This is a genomic window from Streptomyces viridiviolaceus, assembly GCF_014650995.1.
GTDB classification, from domain to species: Bacteria; Actinomycetota; Actinomycetes; order Streptomycetales; family Streptomycetaceae; genus Streptomyces; species Streptomyces viridiviolaceus.
In genome coordinates this window covers 62,851-79,520 of the sequence record NZ_BMWA01000035.1, presented here as the reverse complement: position 1 = coordinate 79,520, position 16,670 = coordinate 62,851, and the positions used below count along the sequence as shown (strand labels likewise).

7 protein-coding genes are annotated in these 16,670 nt (G+C 72.7%); 2 read left to right on the top strand and 5 right to left on the bottom strand.

All coding sequences use genetic code 11. The features are described from left to right. Positions 1-9,682, bottom strand: a 9,682-nt coding sequence (locus tag IE260_RS35955) for a type I polyketide synthase (protein ID WP_189879762.1), incomplete at its 3' end; no start/stop codon positions are given. Between the two features lie 268 nt (positions 9,683-9,950). Between IE260_RS35955 and IE260_RS35950 the strand changes: the two genes are divergently transcribed. Beyond that, on the top strand, positions 9,951-10,799 hold the full coding sequence (locus IE260_RS35950; RefSeq protein ID WP_189879760.1) for a mycofactocin-coupled SDR family oxidoreductase: 849 nt from the start codon (positions 9,951-9,953) through the stop codon (positions 10,797-10,799). Between the two features lie 107 nt (positions 10,800-10,906). Here the strand turns inward: IE260_RS35950 and IE260_RS35945 are convergent, their stop codons facing one another. Next, the gene (locus IE260_RS35945) at positions 10,907-11,488 is read right to left on the bottom strand and encodes a TetR/AcrR family transcriptional regulator (protein ID WP_189879758.1); all 582 of its coding nucleotides are present in this window, start codon (positions 11,486-11,488) and stop codon (positions 10,907-10,909) included. A 169-nt stretch (positions 11,489-11,657) separates the two neighbouring features. Between IE260_RS35945 and IE260_RS35940 the strand changes: the two genes are divergently transcribed. Beyond that, on the top strand, positions 11,658-13,238 hold the full coding sequence (locus tag IE260_RS35940; RefSeq protein WP_189879756.1) for an MFS transporter: 1,581 nt from the start codon (positions 11,658-11,660) through the stop codon (positions 13,236-13,238). Positions 13,239-13,451: 213 nt separating this feature from the next. On the opposite strand, the gene mftE is transcribed toward IE260_RS35940, so the two are convergent. The 3 genes from mftE to IE260_RS35925 all read right to left on the bottom strand — a co-directional run bounded on the left by mftE (position 13,452) and on the right by IE260_RS35925 (position 16,670). Further along, positions 13,452-14,183, bottom strand: coding sequence for a mycofactocin biosynthesis peptidyl-dipeptidase MftE (mftE, locus tag IE260_RS35935; RefSeq protein ID WP_189879754.1), 732 nt, complete (start codon positions 14,181-14,183; stop codon positions 13,452-13,454). Further along, on the bottom strand, positions 14,180-15,592 hold the full coding sequence (mftF, locus tag IE260_RS35930) for a mycofactocin biosynthesis glycosyltransferase MftF (protein ID WP_189879752.1): 1,413 nt from the start codon (positions 15,590-15,592) through the stop codon (positions 14,180-14,182). The genes mftE and mftF overlap by 4 nt, the downstream gene beginning before the upstream one ends. 154 nt (positions 15,593-15,746) lie before the next feature. After that, the gene (locus IE260_RS35925; protein WP_189879750.1) at positions 15,747-16,670 is read right to left on the bottom strand and encodes a mycofactocin-associated electron transfer flavoprotein beta subunit; all 924 of its coding nucleotides are present in this window, start codon (positions 16,668-16,670) and stop codon (positions 15,747-15,749) included.

Below are 16,670 nucleotides of genomic sequence, written 5' to 3'. Positions count from 1 at the left end.
CCACGTCACGGCCGTCCACGGACACCGCGCCCCGGGTCGTGACGACCAGCCGCGACTGGGCGAACCGCTCGTCCTCCAACCACGTCTGTACGGCATCAAGTGTCGCGTGCAGGGCCGTACGGACACCCGCGGGCACGTCGCCCACCGACGGTTCCACGGCCAGCAGGACGTTCTCCGGTACCTCGCCTCCTGAAGAGGACAGGTCCTCCAGCGTCACCAGCACGGGAGCCGGCTCGCCGACACCTGACGCCGGGACCGACTGCCACTCCAGGCGGAACAACGAGTCGTCGAGACGGCCGCGTCCGGCGTTCAACTGCTCGGACGAGACGGGGCGTGACATCAGTGAGCCGACCGTCAGCACCGGCCGACCTGAGGTGTCCGCCATCCACATGGCCGACTCTTCGTCGCCGCGTATGCGCAGGATGCGGACCCGCAGCGACGACGCGCCCACGGCGTGGAGCGTCACGCCGTTCCAGGAGAAGGGCAGGACCGTCTCTCCGCTCTCCGTGCCGTCGTCCACCAGCAGCTCGGCGTGCATGGCTGCGTCGAGGAGGGCGGGGTGGATGCCGAAGCGGCCGGCGTCTGCGTGGGCGTCTTCCGGGAGGGTGACTTCGGCGAAGATCTCGTCGCCGCGTCGCCAGGCGGCCTTGAGGCCCTGGAAGAGGGGGCCGTAGGCGTAGCCGCGCTCCAGCAGCCGCTGGTAACCGCCTTCGACGGGCAGGGGCTCGGCGTCCCGTGGCGGCCATTGGGCGAGGTCGAAGCCGGGCTGGGTGGCGCGGGCGGCGAGCGTTCCGGTGGCGTGCCGGGTCCATACGGCGTCCAGGGACTGACCCTCCGCCGGACGGGAGTAGACGCTCACCGAGCGGAAGCCCGAACGGTCGGCACCTCCGACGAGTACCTGAAGGGCGACACCACCACTGGCGGGAAGTACCAAGGGCGCTTCGAGGACCAACTCCTCGACGCTCCCGCAGCCGACGTGGTCACCGGCCTGGATCGCCAGCTCCAAGAAGGCGGTGCCGGGGAGCAGGACTGTGCCGAGTACGTCGTGGTCGGCGATCCAGGTCTGTCCCTGCAGGGAGAGCCGACCGGTGAGGACGACGCCGTCGCCGTCGGGGGAGACGACGACGGCGCCGAGCAGCGGGTGACCCACCGACTCCAGACCCACGAGCGAGACATCACCTTCGCCGGGAGTCGCCTCGATCCAGTAGTGGCGGTGCCGGAAGGCGTAGGTGGGGAGGGGGGTGTGCCGGGCGCCGGTGCCGGCGTAGAAGGCGTCCCAGTCGACGGCGGTGCCTCGGGTGTGGAGGTGGGCGAGTGCGGTGAGTGTTTCGCGGGTCTCGTCGCGGTCGCGGCGCAGGGTTGCTGCGAAGGTGAGGTCGTCGCCGGTCAGGGTGTCCTGGGCCATGGCGGTGAGGACGGCGTCGGGGCCGAGCTCGACGAACGTGGTGACGCCTTCGGTCTGCAGGCGTTCGACGGCGTCGGTGAAGCGGACGGCCTGGCGGGCGTGGTTGACCCAGTAGTCGGCGTCGGGGGTGACGGGTTCGCCGGTGACGTTGGAGATGACTGGGATGCGGGGTGTCTGGTGGCTGAGTGTCCGCGCGATCTGCGCGAACTCTTCCAGCATGGGTTCCATCAGTGGTGAGTGGAAGGCGTGGGAGGTCCGCAGTCGTTTGGTCTTGCGGTCTGGGAACCTGTCCGCGATGGCCTGTGCCTCGGTCTCGTCGCCCGAGATCACCACGGACATGGGTCCGTTGAGGGCGGCGATGCTGACCTGGTCGGTCAGCAGGGGCAGGATCTCCTCCTCGGTGGCCTGGAGGGCGATCATGGTGCCGCCTTCGGGCAGGGCCTGCATGAGCCGGCCGCGTGCCGCGACGAGGGTGGCGGCGTCTTCGAGGGTGAGCACTCCTGCGGTGTGGGCGGCGGCGAGTTCGCCGATGGAGTGTCCGGCGACGAAGTCGGGGCGTATGCCCCAGGACTCCAGCAGCCGGAACAGGGCGACCTCGATGGCGAACAGCGCGGGCTGCGTGTACTCCGTACGGTCCAGCAGCGTGCTGTCGTCGCTGTCCCAGATCACGGTGCGCAGCGGGACGGTCAGGTGCTGGTCCAGTGCGTCGGCGATGGTGTCGAAGGCGGTGGCGAAGGCGGGGAAGGCGGCGTAGAGGTCGCGTCCCATGCCGAGGCGCTGGCTGCCTTGTCCGGTGAACAGGAACGCGGTCGCACCGGTGGAGGTGGTGCCGCGTACGACGTTGGCTGCCGTTTCCCCAGTCGTCAGGGCGGTGAGTCCGGCCCGGGCCTCGTCCAGGCCGGCGGCGAGGACGACCGCCCGATGCTCCAGCGCCGCGCGCGTCGTCGCGAGGGAGTATCCGGTGTCGAGGAGAGACCGGTCGGCTTCATTCGCGTACCCGAGGAGGCGTTCGGCCTGGGCGTGCAGGGTCTGGGCCGTCTTGCCGGACACCACCCACGGCACAGCCGGCAGCGACCGCAGCGGCGCTTCCCCGGACGGCTCTTCGGGCTGCTCCGCGGTGGGGGCCTGTTCCAGGATGACGTGGGCGTTGGTGCCGCTGATACCGAACGACGACACACCCGCACGGCGCGGGCGGCCCGTGTCAGGCCACTCCCGTGTCTCCGTGAGGAGTTCTACCGCTCCTGCGGTCCAGTCGATCTGGGGTGAGGGCTGGTCGACGTGGAGGGTCGGGGGCAGTACGCCGTGGTGCATGGCCTGGACCATCTTGATGACGCCGGCGACGCCTGCGGCGGCCTGGGTGTGCCCGATGTTCGACTTGATGGAGCCGAGCCAGAGAGGGCTGTCGTCCTCGCGTTCCTGGCCGTAGGTGTTGATGAGGGCCTGGGCTTCGATGGGGTCGCCGAGGGTGGTGCCGGTGCCGTGGGCTTCGACGGCGTCGATGTCGACGGTGGTCAGTCGGGCGTCGGTGAGGGCCTGGCGGATGACGCGCTGCTGCGAGGGGCCGTTGGGGGCGGTGAGGCCGTTGCTCGCGCCGTCCTGGTTGATCGCGCTGCCCCGGACCACCGCGAGGACCGGGTGGCCGTTGCGGCGCGCGTCCGACAGACGCTCGACGAGGAGCATGCCCACGCCCTCGCCCCAGCCGGTGCCGTCGGCCGTGGCGGCGAAGGACTTGCACCGGCCGTCCATGGCCAGTCCCCGCTGGCGGCTGAAGTCCACGAACGTCTCCGGCGTGGCCATGACGGTCACACCGCCGGCCAGGGCCAGAGAGCACTCCCCTCGGCGCAGGGCCTGCATGGCCCAGTGCAGGGCGACCAGCGACGACGAGCACGCCGTGTCCACCGTCACCGCCGGGCCCTCAAGACCCAGGGCGTAGGAGACCCGGCCGGACGCCACGCTCGCGAGGCTGCCGTTGCCGATGTAGCCGGCGATGTCCTCCGGCACCTCGCTCAGGCGGGTGGCCCAGTCGTGGTACATGACGCCGGCGAAGACGCCGGTCCGGCTGCCCTTGAGCGACAGGGGGTCGATGCCGGCCCGTTCAATGGTCTCCCAGGACGTCTCCAGCAGCAGGCGCTGCTGCGGGTCCATGGCGGAGGCCTCGCGTGGCGAGATGCCGAACAGGTCGGGGTCGAACCGGGCGGCGTCGTGCAGGAACCCGCCTTCCCGGGAGTAGGTCTTGCCGGGGGTTCCGGGCTCGGGGTCGTAGAGGTTGCCGAGGTCCCAGCCCCGGTCGGTGGGGAAGTCGGTGACGGCGTCGGTGCCTTCGGCGACCAGGCGCCACAGGTCCTCGGGGGAGTTCACGCCGCCGGGGTAGCGGCAGGCCATGCCCACGATCGCGATCGGCTCGTCGTCGCGGAGCGGGGCCGGTGTGTCCTGCGGCTCGTCCGGCTCGGAATCAGCCCCCTCGACGCTCACGATCTCGGTGCCGATGAACGCGGCCAGGGCGTTGGACGTCGGATAGTCGAAGGTGAGTGTCGCGGGCAGCCGCAGACCGGTCGCCGAGTTGAGTCGGTTGCGCAGCTCGACCGCGGCGAGGGAGTCGAAGCCGATGTCGCTGAATGCGCGGCGAGGGTCGACGGCGTCGGCGCCGTCGTGTCCGAGAACCGCCGCGACCTGGGCACGGACGAGTCCGAGCAGCGCGCGTTCGCGCTCGTTCCGCGACAGCCCCGACAGCTTGTGGGCAAGGGTGAGCCCGACGGACACGGGGCCCGAGCCGGTGGCGGCCGTACGGCGTACCGGTGCCGGGGCCAGGCCGCGCAGCACGGCGGGGACGCCGTCGGCGCGGGAGCGCAGGGCCCGCCGGTCGATCCGTACCGGCAGGACCGCCGGGTGACCGGAGAGGAGGGCCTCGTCGAGGAGCGAGAGGTTCTCCTCCGCGTTCAGCGGGGGCATGCCCAGGCGCTTGATGCGCTGGAGCGCCGCGTCGTCGAGGTTCGCGCCCATGCCCTCGCTGCCGGCCCACAATCCCCAGGCCAGCGATGTGGCCGGCAGTCCGGAGGCGGTTCGCCGGACGGCGAGAGCGTCCAGGAAGACGTTGCCTGCCGCGTAGTTGCCCTGCCCCGCACCGTCGATCACACCGGCGGCGGAAGAGAAGAGCACGAAGGCGGTCAGCTCGAGGCCCTGGGTCAGCTCGTGGAGGTGCCAGGCGGCGTCCGCCTTGGGGGACAGGACGGCGTCGACCGCTTCGGGCGTGAGGGAGTCCACGAGTCCGTCGGCGAGAACGCCCGCGGTGTGGACGACGGCGGTGAGGGGCCGCTCACCAGGGATCCCGGCGAGCAGGCCGGCCAGGGCGTCGCGGTCGGAGACGTCGCAGGCGGCGACGGTCACCCGCGCGCCCTGGGCCTCGAGTTCCGTCCGGAGTTCATCGGCACCCGGGGCGCCGGGCCCGCGTCGGCTGGTCAGGAGCAGGTGCCGTACGCCGTGCCGGTGCACCAGGTGGCGGGCGACGAGTGCGCCGAGGCCGCCGGTGCCACCGGTGATCAGGACCGTGCCGTCCGGGTTCCAGGGGCCGCGGTCGCCGGCCTCCGTCCCGTCGTGCGAGTCGCGGTCGTCGCCCTGCGCCTCCCGGACCGGCGCGGGGGCGATCCGGGTGACGAGGCGCTGGTCGCCGCGCAGCGCGACCTCGGGTTCGCCGGCCGCGCAGGCCACCGCCACCGCGGCGGCGAATCCCCGGGCCGCGTCGGGGCTCTCGTCGATGTCGACCAGGAGCAGCCGGTCGGGGTGCTCGGCCTGCGCGGACCGGACCAGACCCCACGCGGGTGCGCTCGCCAGGTCGGGCAGCTCCTGCCCCGGGGTCTCCGGCGCCGCGACTCCGCGGCCGTCCGGCTGGGGGGCCACGGCGCCGCGTGTCACGACGACGAGCCGGGAGTCGGCCAGCCGTCCGTCACGCAGCCAGCGCTGAACCACGTCCAGGGCGGCCAGGGTGGCATCGTGGGCGGCGCCGGGCAGCTCCCCGGCCGGGGCGAGCTGTACGACGGCCAGGTCGGGTGCCGCGGCGGTGCCGGACTCCACGGCCTCGGACAGGGCCGCCGCGCTCTCGTAGCGCTCCGCGGAACCGGGAAGCGCGGCGCACAGCCCGAACGGGTCGTCGCCCAGCACCGCCCACCGCGTGTCGGCCGACGGACCGGCACCGGCGCCGCCCGGGGCGCCGGTGAGGGGAACCCAGCGCAGCAGGTGCAGCGCGTCGTGCTGAACGGCCCGCGCGGACGACAACTGGGCCTGGCTGACGGGGCGTACGGAGAAGGACGCGACGGTCGCGACCGGCGCTCCCGTCGGGTCGGCGATGTCGAGGGACACGGAATCGGTGTTGGCACCGGTCCCGGTGGAGGCGATGCGGACCCGGACGGAGCGGGCACCGGCCGAGTGGAGCGTGACCCCGCTGAAGGCGAACGGAAGCCGTGTCTCCGAGGCGCCGTCGGCGGCTGCCTGCTCGGAGGCGAAGTCGGTCGCGTGCAGCACGGCGTCGAGCAGTGCCGGGTGGAGGCCGTAGGCGTCCGCGTCGGAGACGGCGGACTCGGGCAGGGTCACCTCGGCGAACACCTCACGGCCCCGGCGCCAGACGGCGCGCAGGCCGTGGAACGTCGGACCGTAGCCGTACCCCTGGGCGGCCAGGTCGTCGTAGAGGGTGGAGATGTCGACGGGCCGGGCGCCCTTGGGCGGCCACACCGTCAGTGTCGGTACACCGGCGCCGGGCGCCGCGTCCTCCCCGGCACCGGCGGGCGCGACGACCGCGGAGGCATGACGCGTCCAGGAGACGGCGGCCGGTGCGGCGTCCTCGGCGTGGGAGTAGAACTCCACGGAACGGCGTCCCTCGGCGTCGGCGTCACCGACCACGACCTGCAGGGTGACGCCACCGGTTTCGGGTAGGACGAGCGGTGCCTCCAGCGTGAGTTCCTCGACCCGGGCACAGCCCGTCTCGTCGCCCGCGCGCACCGCGAGTTCCACGAACGCCGTTCCCGGCAGCAGGACGGTGCCGAGCACCGCGTGGTCGGCGAGCCAGGGGTGCGAGCGCAGGGACACCCGGCCCGTCAGCACCAGGCCGTCGCCGCCCGCGAGACCGACCACGGCACCCAGCAACGGGTGCGCCGCGTCCACCTGCCCCAGCGCGACGGCGTCGCCGCCGCCGGCGGGCGTCTCCAGCCAGTAGTGACGGCGCTGGAAGGCGTAGGTGGGGAGGTCGGTGTGCCGGGCGCCGGTGCCGGCGTAGAAGGCGTCCCAGTCGACGGCGGTGCCTCGGGTGTGGAGGTGGGCGAGTGCGGTGAGTACTTCGCGGGTTTCGTCGCGGTCGCGGCGCAGTGCGGGTACGAAGGTGAGGTCGTCGCCGGTCAGGGTGTCCTGGGCCATGGCGGTGAGGACGGCGTCGGGGCCGAGCTCGACGAACGTGGTGACGCCTTCGGTCTGCAGGCGTTCGACGGCGTCGGTGAAGCGGACGGCATTGCGGGCGTGGTTGACCCAGTAGTCGGCGTCCGGGGTGACGGGTTCGCCGGTGACGTTGGAGATGACCGGGATGCGGGGTGCCTGGTGGCTGAGTGTCCGCGCGATCTGCGCGAACTCCTTCAGCATGGGTTCCATCAGTGGTGAGTGGAAGGCGTGGGAGGTCCGCAGACGCTTGGTCTTGCGGTCCGGGAACCGGTCCGCGATGGCCTGCGCTTCGGTCTCGTCGCCGGAGATCACCACGGAGGTGGGTCCGTTGAGAGCGGCGATGCTGACTCGGTCGGTCAGCAGGGGCAGGATCTCCTCCTCGGTGGCCTGGACGGCGATCATGGCCCCGCCCTCGGGCAGGGCCTGCATGAGCCGGCCCCGTGCCGCGACGAGGGTGGCGGCGTCTTCGAGAGAGAGCACTCCTGCCGCGTGGGCGGCGGCGAGTTCGCCGATGGAGTGTCCGGCGACGAAGTCGGGGCGTACGCCCCAGGACTCCAGCAGTCGGAACAGGGCGACCTCGATGGCGAACAGCGCGGGCTGCGTGTACTCCGTACGATCCAGCAACTCCGCCTCCGGGCTGCCCGCCTCCGCGAACAGCACGTCCCAGACGGAGACGTCGAGTTGAAGATCGAGGTGGCCGATCGCCTCGTCGAGGGCGTCGGCGAAGACCGGGAACCGCTCGACCAGTTCCCGCCCCATGCCGAGGCGCTGGCTGCCCTGCCCGGTGAACAGGAACGCGACGCGTCCGGAGGGCAGCGAGTCGCGGACCAGTCCGGGCGGGTTCTCACCCGCCGCCACGGCGCGCAGGCCGCGCAGCAGTTCCTCGTGGTCCTCGGCCGGGAAGACGGCCCGGTGCTCCAGGGCCGCCCGGGTCGTCGCCAGGGAGTAGGCCAGGTCGAGGTGGGAGTCCGCCCCCTCGCGCGCCGCGACGAAAAACGCCAGCTTGTCGGCCTGGGCGCGCAGCGCGGCCTCGCTGCGCGCCGACACCACCACCGGTACCGGACCCATGGCCACCGCGTCGGCGGCCGGATCCCCGGAGGCGGAGCCCGCGTCGTGGTCGGCGAGGGAGCCGGGGTCGGTGTCGGAGCCGGAGTCGTGTCCGTCCTCCGGTGCCTGCTCGATGATGACGTGCGCGTTCGTGCCGCTCACGCCGAAGGACGACACGCCCGCGCGGCGCGGGCGACCGGTGTCGGGCCACTCCCTCGCCTCGGTGAGGAGTTCGACCGAGCCCGCCGTCCAGTCGACGTGCGGCGTCGGTTCGTCGACGTGCAGGGTCCTCGGCAGGACGCCGTGCCGCATCGCGTGGACCATCTTGATCACGCCGGCCGCACCGGCGGCGGCCTGGGTGTGCCCGATGTTCGACTTCACCGAGCCGAGGCACAGGGGCTGCCCCTCCGGGCGGCCCTGCCCGTAGGTGGCGATGAGGGCCTGGGCCTCGATCGGGTCGCCCAGCGTCGTGCCCGTGCCGTGCGCCTCCACGGCGTCGACGTCCGAGGTGGACAGACCGGCGTCCGCGAGGGCCTGGCGGATGACCCGCTGCTGGGCCGGTCCGCTGGGGGCGGTCAGGCCGTTGCTGGCGCCGTCCTGGTTGATCGCGGTGCCCCGGACGACCGCCAGCACGCGGTGACCGTTGCGGCGGGCGTCGGAGAGCCGTTCCATGACGAAGACACCGACGCCCTCGGCGAATCCGGTGCCGTCGGCCGCCGCGGCGAACGCCTTGCAGGCGCCGTCGGGGGAGAGGCCGCGCTGCCGGCTGAAGGCGGTGAACGTGCCGGGACCACCCATGACGGACAGGCCGCCGGCGAGAGCGAGGGTGCTGTCGCCGCGGCGCAGCGACTGGACCGCGAGGTGCATGGCGACGAGCGAACTGGAGCACGCGGTGTCGAGCGTGAGGGTGGGGCCCTCGAGGCCGAGGGTGTAGGCGACGCGCCCGGAGATGACGCTCGGTGCCACGCCGGTCATGAGGTGCGCGTCGAGCCCGTCCGGGGCCTCGTGCAGGCGCATGCCGTATTCCTGCGCCTCGGCTCCGATGAAGACGCCGCAGCGGCTGCCCCGCAGTGTCGTCGGATTGATGCGGGCCCGTTCCAGCGCCTGCCACACCGTTTCCAGGACGAGACGCTGCTGCGGGTCCATGGCGGTGGCCTCGCGCGGACCGATTCCGAAGAATTCCGCGTCGAACTGCCCCGCGTCGAGAAGAAAACCGCCCTTGTTCACATAGGCCGTACCGGGATTGTCCGGGTCGGGGTCGAAAAGTGATTCCAGATCCCAGCCGCGGTCGGTCGGGAAATCGGTGATGATGTGCTGCTCACCGGCGACGACGTGCCACAGTTCGTCCGGCGACTCGATGCCTCCGGGGTAACGGCAGCCGATACCGACAATGGCGATCGGCTCGTCGGTGCCGAGCGGCGCCGGTGCCGTCCCGGCCGCCCCGGGCGTCAGTCCGAGGACGTCGTCGCGCAGGTGGGCGGCCAGCCGCTCCGGCGTGGGATGGTCGAAGCCGGCAGTGGGCGGCAGCGCCAGACCGGCGGCGGCGTTCAGCCGCGTCTGCAGCTCCACCAGGGCCATGGAGTCGAGACCGAGTTCCTTGAAGGGGCGGTTCGGTACGACCGCCGCGGGCGTCGCCTCCGGCCGGGCCCGGCGCAGCACGTCCAGGGTCTGGCGGCACACCAGGTCGAGCAGGAAATGGTCCTGCTCGGATCGGGGCAGGGCGTCGAGCCTGCGTCCGAGAGCGGTCGTGCCCCCCACCCCGGTACCCGGGATGCCATCGGTGTCAGAAACGACGTTTCCGGACTCGGCCATTTACGCACTCCACATTGCTCGTCATTATTCGCGTGACGCGGGCAGAGGCCATAGAGACCTACGCATGGGATCGAACGTCAACGTAGGACACCGGTGGTGAGTGCCCGTCCCCCTAGCGCCCCCTAGTCGACCACTAATCGGCCGGGACGAGGTCCGTCCGGTCGCTTTCTTCTCTGTGGGTATTAAGGGGTGCGTGAATAGCGATGGCGGCTTTGGTCGGTGATAGACCAGTGGGCACCGAGCATGTGTGCATCGACAAGGAGGGCCCATGGGCCGCGTGGAAGGCAAGGTCGTCGTCATCACCGGAGCGGCGCGGGGGCAGGGCCGCAGCCATGCCGTACGGCTTGCCGAGGAAGGCGCCGACGTCATTGCGCTCGACATCTGTGAGGACATCGAGATCACCGAGTACCCGATGGCGACGCCGGAGGACCTGGAGGAGACGGCGCGCCTGGTCAGGAAGGCCGGGCGACGGGTCGTCACCCGCCAGGTGGACGTGCGTGACCGGGAGGCGCTGCGCCGCGCGGTCGACGAGGGCGTCGCGGAACTCGGCCGGCTGGACGTGGTGGTGGCCAACGCCTCCATTCTGCCCATCGGCCCGGGGCGCCCGATAGCGGCGTTCACGGACACCGTCGACGTGAACCTGCTGGGCGCCGTCAACACCGTGCACGCCGCGCTCCCGCACCTCGAGGCGGGAGCCTCGATCATCGTGATCGGCTCCGTCGCCGGTCTGGTGGGCGCCCGCGGTGACAGCGGCCCGGCCGGCCCCGGCGGCACGGCGTACCGCTTCGCCAAGGCGGTGCTCGTGGAGTACGTGGAGACGCTGGCGCTGCAGCTGGCACCGGTCGGTACGCGGGTCAACGCCGTGCACCCGACGAACTGCAACACCGACATGCTGCTGAACGACGCGACGTACCGCACGTTCCGGCCGGACGTGGAGAACCCGACCCGCGAGGACGCGGAGCTGGGCTTCAAGGCCTACCACGCCATGCCGGTCCCGTGGATCGAGCCGGAGGAGGTGTCGCACGCGGTCACGTACCTGGCGTCCGAGGAGTCCCGCTACGTGACGGGCATGCAGCTGAAGGTCGACGCCGGTGTGCTGATGAAGCTCGGCAGCTGACCGGCCTCGCCGGTCCGCTCATGGGTGAGGTCCGGGTGCGCGCCGTGCTGCGCGCGCCCGGACCTCCGTCGTGTGTGGCGGGGCCGCCGGCCCCCGGTGAGGGGGCGTCAGTCGTGGGACAGGGCGGCCACGCCCACGATGGCCTTCAGCGCGTCGGCGAGGTCGCGGCCCGAGGGAGCGGTGGACGGGTCGGTCAGCCACTGGGCCATCACTCCGGTGAGCAGTGCCTGGTAGAAGAGTCCGACGGAGCGCTCCGACTCCTTGGGGATGGCGCTGTGCAGGAGCGAGACGAGTCCGAGGCGGGCCTGCTCCTGGCTGGCGGAGAAGAACTGCCGGATCTCGGCCGAGTGCTCGCTCTGGGAGATCATCTCGAAGCTGGCGGCCCACAGCGGACGGTGGGTCTCGAACAGTTCGATCATGCGGGTCCAGGTCGACTCGAAGCGCTCCATCGGCGTGGAGGTCTCGTCGACGTCGTTGGCCGCGAGGACGCGTTCGAGTTCGTCGCCCCACTCCTGGCTGGCCTGAATGAGGGCTTCGTTGAGGAGCGCCTCCTTGGTGCCGAAGTGGTAGCCGATGGCGGCCAGGCTGACACCGGATGCCCGCACGAGGTCTCGTGCGGTGGTGCGCGCGTACCCCTTCTCGTAGAGGCACCGCTTGGCCCCTTCGAGGAGTGCTTCTCGGTTTCCCATGGCTGCGACCTTAGCCCAGGTCAACACGTGTGTGCGAGACACGCGTCTGAGAAGGATCACCAAAAATTCACCACCTCGGACACCCGTACGCCTTGATAGATCTGTCTCACATGAACGTCTTACAGAACTGTCCTAGACAATTGTGTCAGACGCTTGTACCGTTCAGGTCATGACGGGAACTCAGGGCCCTCTGGCAGGGCGCAAGGAGTGGATCGGCCTCGGTGTGCTGCTGCTGCCGATCCTCCTTGTTTCAATGGACATGACAGTGATGTACTTCGCGCTGCCGCAGCTCAGCCAGGAACTGGCACCGACGAGCGCCCAGCAGCTGTGGGTCATCGACATCTACGCCTTCGTCCTCGCCGGGCTGCTGCTCACCATGGGCTCGCTCGGTGACCGCATCGGACGCCGCCGGCTGCTGCTCATCGGCGCGGCGGCCTTCGGGGCCTCCTCCGCGATGGCCGCCTACGCCACCAGCGCGGAGATGCTCATCCTGGCCCGAGCGGTCCAGGGCATCGGCGGGGCGACCCTCATGCCCTCGACGCTGGCCCTGATCCGCAACATGTTCCACGACGAGAAGCAGCGCCGGTCGGCCATCGCCGTCTGGTCCGCGGGCATGTCCGCGGGCACGGCGCTCGGCCCCCTGCTCAGCGGTGTGATGCTCAGCCAGTTCTGGTGGGGCTCCGTCTTCCTGATCAACGTCCCGGTCATGTTGCTGCTGCTCGTGGTGGCACCGAAACTGCTGCCGGAATACCGCGACACCAGCGCGTCCAAGTTCGACACGCTCAGCGGTCTGCTGTCCCTGGCGGCCGTCCTGCCGATCATCTACGGCATCAAGAAGCTCGCCATGGACGGACTCGGGGCGGTCCCCGTCGCGGCGATCGCGGTCGGCCTGGTCTTCGGCGCCCTGTTCGTGGGCAGGCAGCGCCGAAGCCCCCACGCGCTGCTCGACATCTCCCTGTTCCGCAACCGCGGGTTCAGCGGATCCATCATGGTCAACCTGGTCGCCATCTTCGCCATGGTCGGCTTCTCGGTCTTCACCACCCAGTACCTGGAACTGGTCCTCGGCTACAGCGCCCTCAAGGCCGCGCTGTGGCTGATCCCCGGCACCGTCGCCGTGGTCCTGGTCATCCCCGTCGCCACCGCGCTCGTCCGCAAGGTGCACCCCGCGTACGTGATCGCCGGCGCCTTCGTGCTCGCCTTCGTCGGCTTCATGGTGCTGCTCCGCCTCCCCACCGACGACGGCCTGCCCGTCCTGCTCACCGGGGTGATCCTGTTCAGCGCCGGGCTCGCGGTCGTGGTCACCCTCATCACCGACCTCGTCGTCGCCTCCGCCCCGCCGGAGGCCGCCGGCACCGCGTCGGCGACGCTGCAGACCGGACAGGAGTTCGGCGGTGCGCTCGGCATCGCGATCCTCGGCACGGTCGGCACGGCCGTCTACCGGGGCTTCGTCTCCGACCACGCCCCCGCGGGACTGCCGGGCGAGGCCAAGGACGCCGCTCAGGAGACGCTCGGCGGCGCCCTGGCCGCGACCCGCGAACTGCCCGCCGACCTCGGCGCGGCACTGCTGCGGGTGGTCCGCGAGGCGTTCACCGACAGCGTCCACATCGCCGCGGTCACCGCGGGCGGCGTGATGCTCCTGGGGGCCCTCGTCTCCGTGGCCCTGCTCCGCGGGGTCAGGCGCCCGCAGCAGCCCGCGGCCGACGGCACCCACACCCCGCAGGACGGCACGGTCCTCGTACCCGAGCGGTGACGCTCGGACCCTGACCGGCGAGAGGTGACGGTACTTCCCCCGTCCGTCACCTCTCGCCTTCCCGCGTTCCAGCCGAAGTGCCCGGACGAGCCGCCCGGCCCGTCGTCGAGGCCCGCTCGCGGCCCCGTCACCGCGACCCGCGCGGCCCCGCACAAGGCCCGGGGTGTCCGATCCCCTCGGACACCCCGGGCCTGTCGCACGCCCTGCCGCCGCCTACGTCGCGCGACCCGATCCGCCGGGCAGGCGCTGACGCCCCGCGGCCCACTCGTCGAAGGCGGCCAGCAGCCCCACCAGCCACGTGGCCAGAACGTACCGGCCCTCCTCGGCCGAGGCCCCCGTCGGATCACCCAGCACTCCGTTGGGGCTGACCGACCGCACCCCGCCGCTCCGCAGCGTCGGCATGAGCTGTGCCAACGGCCTGCTCTCACCCGGCTCCGAGCGGTTCGCGCGGACCACGTCACCGCGCAGCCACATCACCGCGGACGTCTCCAGCAGCCCGGCGTGACTGTCGTGCGGCAACCCGGACGGCAGCCACAGGCCGGTGCGGCGCCCCTCCCCGCGCAGCTGCCGCAGCGCCCGGCCCAGTGGTGCGGCGTTGCCCCCGTGCCCGCACACCAGGAACACTCCGTCGAACGCGTCCGCCGAGCGGACCAGCTCCACCACCAGCGTCTCCAGGGCCTGCTGGCCGATCGACAACGTCCCCGCGAAACCGGCGTGCTCGCCGCTGGAGCCATAGGGCACCGCGGGTGCCAGCACCGTGTCGGCGCGGGCCGCGGCGAGCTGCTCGGCCAGCGCGGAGGCGATGTCCGTGTCCACGGTGAAGGGGAGGTGGGGGCCGTGCTGCTCGGTCGCCCCCAGGGGGACGACCAGCACGCTCTCGGCCGCCGTGTCCGCCAGATCGGGCCACCCGAGGTCACGGAGGCGACGTGGAACGGCCTGCGTCATGCCGACCCCACCGAACAGTCCTCGTGCCGCCCGGCCGCCGCCCGTCCCGCCCGAGGGGGCCAGTCCGCGAGGTCCGGCAGGAGCGGCGCGACGGTGCGGTGGCGCAGCGCCCCCCACCAGACACCGGCGCCGTACGCGGCGTCGTCCGCGATGCGGATCAGACACCACCGCGGCAGCCCGGTACGGGGCCTGACACGGCGCCACTCGTCCACGTGACGTGCGAACGCCGCCGTCAACAGCAGCCGTCCCGGCCGTGACGCGGCCAGCACGGGCACCGCCACGGGCCACCACGCACGTGTCACCGCGTCCGCGAGGACCCGGCCTCCACCCAGGTGCCCGAGCAGCGCCAGCCGCAGCGCCTCGTCCGCGGGCACCCCGGACCCGGCCAGCTTCCGCGGCAGCAGGCTCGCGGTGACGCCCGCGACGGCCGCTCCCGCCCAGGGACGCCCCGCCGCCACCGCCGCCCAGGACAGCGCCGTCCACGGCGACATCCGCACCGGGGCGACGGCCCTGCCGTGCCGCAGGGCGAGCGGCGCGGCGGACGTACCGTAGCCGAACCGCTGCCGCACCCACGCCGTCCAGTCGGGACGCGGCCGATGACGTACGACGGCCTCGGCCTCGTAGCGGACGCGGTCACCGGCGCCGGCCATCCGCCACACGAGGTCGACGTCCTCGCCGAACCTCATGCCCTCGTCGAACCCGCCGTGACGGCGCAGCGCCGACGTGCGCACCAGCAGGGCCGCCGCGGGCACGTAGGAGACGCGGCTGCCCGGCCGGACCGGCGCAGGACAGCCGCCCAGGTCGAGGGAGGGCCGGTCCTCCTCGTAACGGGCCAGCGCGCCGGCGCCGGGGACGCTGAGCACCCGGGGCGCCACGGCCGCCACGTCCGCGTCCTCCATGTGCCGCAGCAGCGGTTCCAGCCAGCCGTCCTCCGGGACGACGTCCGCGTCGCAGAACAGCACGAACTCGGTCCGGGCCAGGCGCCAGCCGGCATTGCGGGCCGCCGCCGGACCGCGCGCGGACTCGTGGCGCACGGCAGCCCCCGGCACGGGAACGGCGGAACCGTCGTCGACGACGACGGTCCGCGCGACCCCCGTGAGCCGGGGCAGCAGCCGCGCCAGGCCCTCGGCGTCGTCCCGGACGGGGACGACGACGGTCACGTCACGTGCCGTACGGGAGGTCCCCTCGCGCACGGGATGGACCGCGCCCCGGTCGGTCAGCACGCGCACCAGCCGGCGATGCGCCGGTACGTCCGACACCGGTGCGCCGCCCAGCCATTCGTCGAGCAGCCGGGCCCCGCGCGCGGTCAGGCGCATCACGCTCAGCGGCGACCCTCCCAGCAGGACCCGCCCCTCGGCCAGCCGCCGCAGACTGCCGTCGGCCTTCACTCTCAGCTTCGCAGGCGTCATGGGGCGGACCCGCCCTGCACGCTCGTCCCGACCGCAGCACGGACCGTCGGCTCGTCGTCGCGCTCCGCGACCGGGTGATTGCTGCTCACACTCTCCTGCCTTCCACTGTCGGAACCTGCCGGGCGGGCCGCTCCACGGCTCGTGCGGCTCCCGGTCAGAAACTCTCGCCGTCGCCCGGGCCGGGCGGCCCTTCCAGGTAGCCGCGTTCCACGAGGTGACGGATGAGCAGGTCGGCGGCCTCGGCCGGGGTGTCCGGGAACACCACCCGACGGGCCGCCGGGCGGACGTCCGCGCCGGTCAGCTCCCGCAGTCTGGCGCGGGCATCGGGGCCCGGGGGAGCGGCCAGGAGGCGCGCCCGCGGCCGGTAGGGACGGGCGGCACCCGCCCTGACGCCGGGACGCGCCGAGCCCGCGGCCTCCTCCCACGGCACCACCGGGACCTCGGCCCGCTGGGCACGGAGCACCGAGGCGAGCGGGCCCCGGCGCAGGGCGAGGGTGGGCTCGACCGAACACACCGCCGGGAGCGGCACCGTCAGGCGTTCCCGGCGCCCCCCGTCCAGCCGCCGCAGCGCCCGTACGACACCGTCGCAGGCGCTGACGCCGAGGAGACCGAGGGCCTGCGCGGCACCGATCCGGGCGGCCAGGAACGCCGGCGTGGCGCCGGTGCCCCGGCCCGCGGAGTGATCACCGCACACGACCAGGTCGGGGGCGCGGCCGTACACCCGCGCAAGCCCGGTGAGCAGGGCCGCGGCGGTCGTGTCACCGTCGTCGGCCGGATCCCGGACCACCGGGGCGTCGACCCTCAGCACCTCGTCCGCGCCCGCGGCGAGAGCGTCGCGGAGCAGCAGGTCGGCGTCCGCCGGGCCCACCGTCACCGCCACGCACCGCCCGCCCAGCAACGGGGCGAGCCGCAGCGCGTGTTCGAGGGCGCACCGGTCGGCGGCGCTCGCGCCGGCCCGGGCGTCCGCCGTCACCTCTGCCGACAGGGGGTCGACCACGGCGCGGGGGTCGGCCCAGGACAGGGCCGCCACCACCAGCGGACCGGGAGACGCCGGCGCGGTACCGTCCGTCGGCTGCAT

Bases quoted from the DNA above. Each gene is read 5' to 3' on its own strand.
- mftE (WP_189879754.1), bottom strand. From the start codon at position 14,183: ATGACGCAGGCCGTTCCACGTCGCCTCCGTGACCTCGGGTGGCCCGAT.
- IE260_RS35925 (WP_189879750.1), bottom strand. From the start codon at position 16,670: ATGCAGCCGACGGACGGTACCGCGCCGGCGTCTCCCGGTCCGCTGGTG.
- mftF (WP_189879752.1), bottom strand. From the start codon at position 15,592: ATGACGCCTGCGAAGCTGAGAGTGAAGGCCGACGGCAGTCTGCGGCGG.
- IE260_RS35940 (WP_189879756.1), top strand. From the start codon at position 11,658: ATGACGGGAACTCAGGGCCCTCTGGCAGGGCGCAAGGAGTGGATCGGC.
- IE260_RS35950 (WP_189879760.1), top strand. From the start codon at position 9,951: ATGGGCCGCGTGGAAGGCAAGGTCGTCGTCATCACCGGAGCGGCGCGG.
- IE260_RS35945 (WP_189879758.1), bottom strand. From the start codon at position 11,488: ATGGGAAACCGAGAAGCACTCCTCGAAGGGGCCAAGCGGTGCCTCTAC.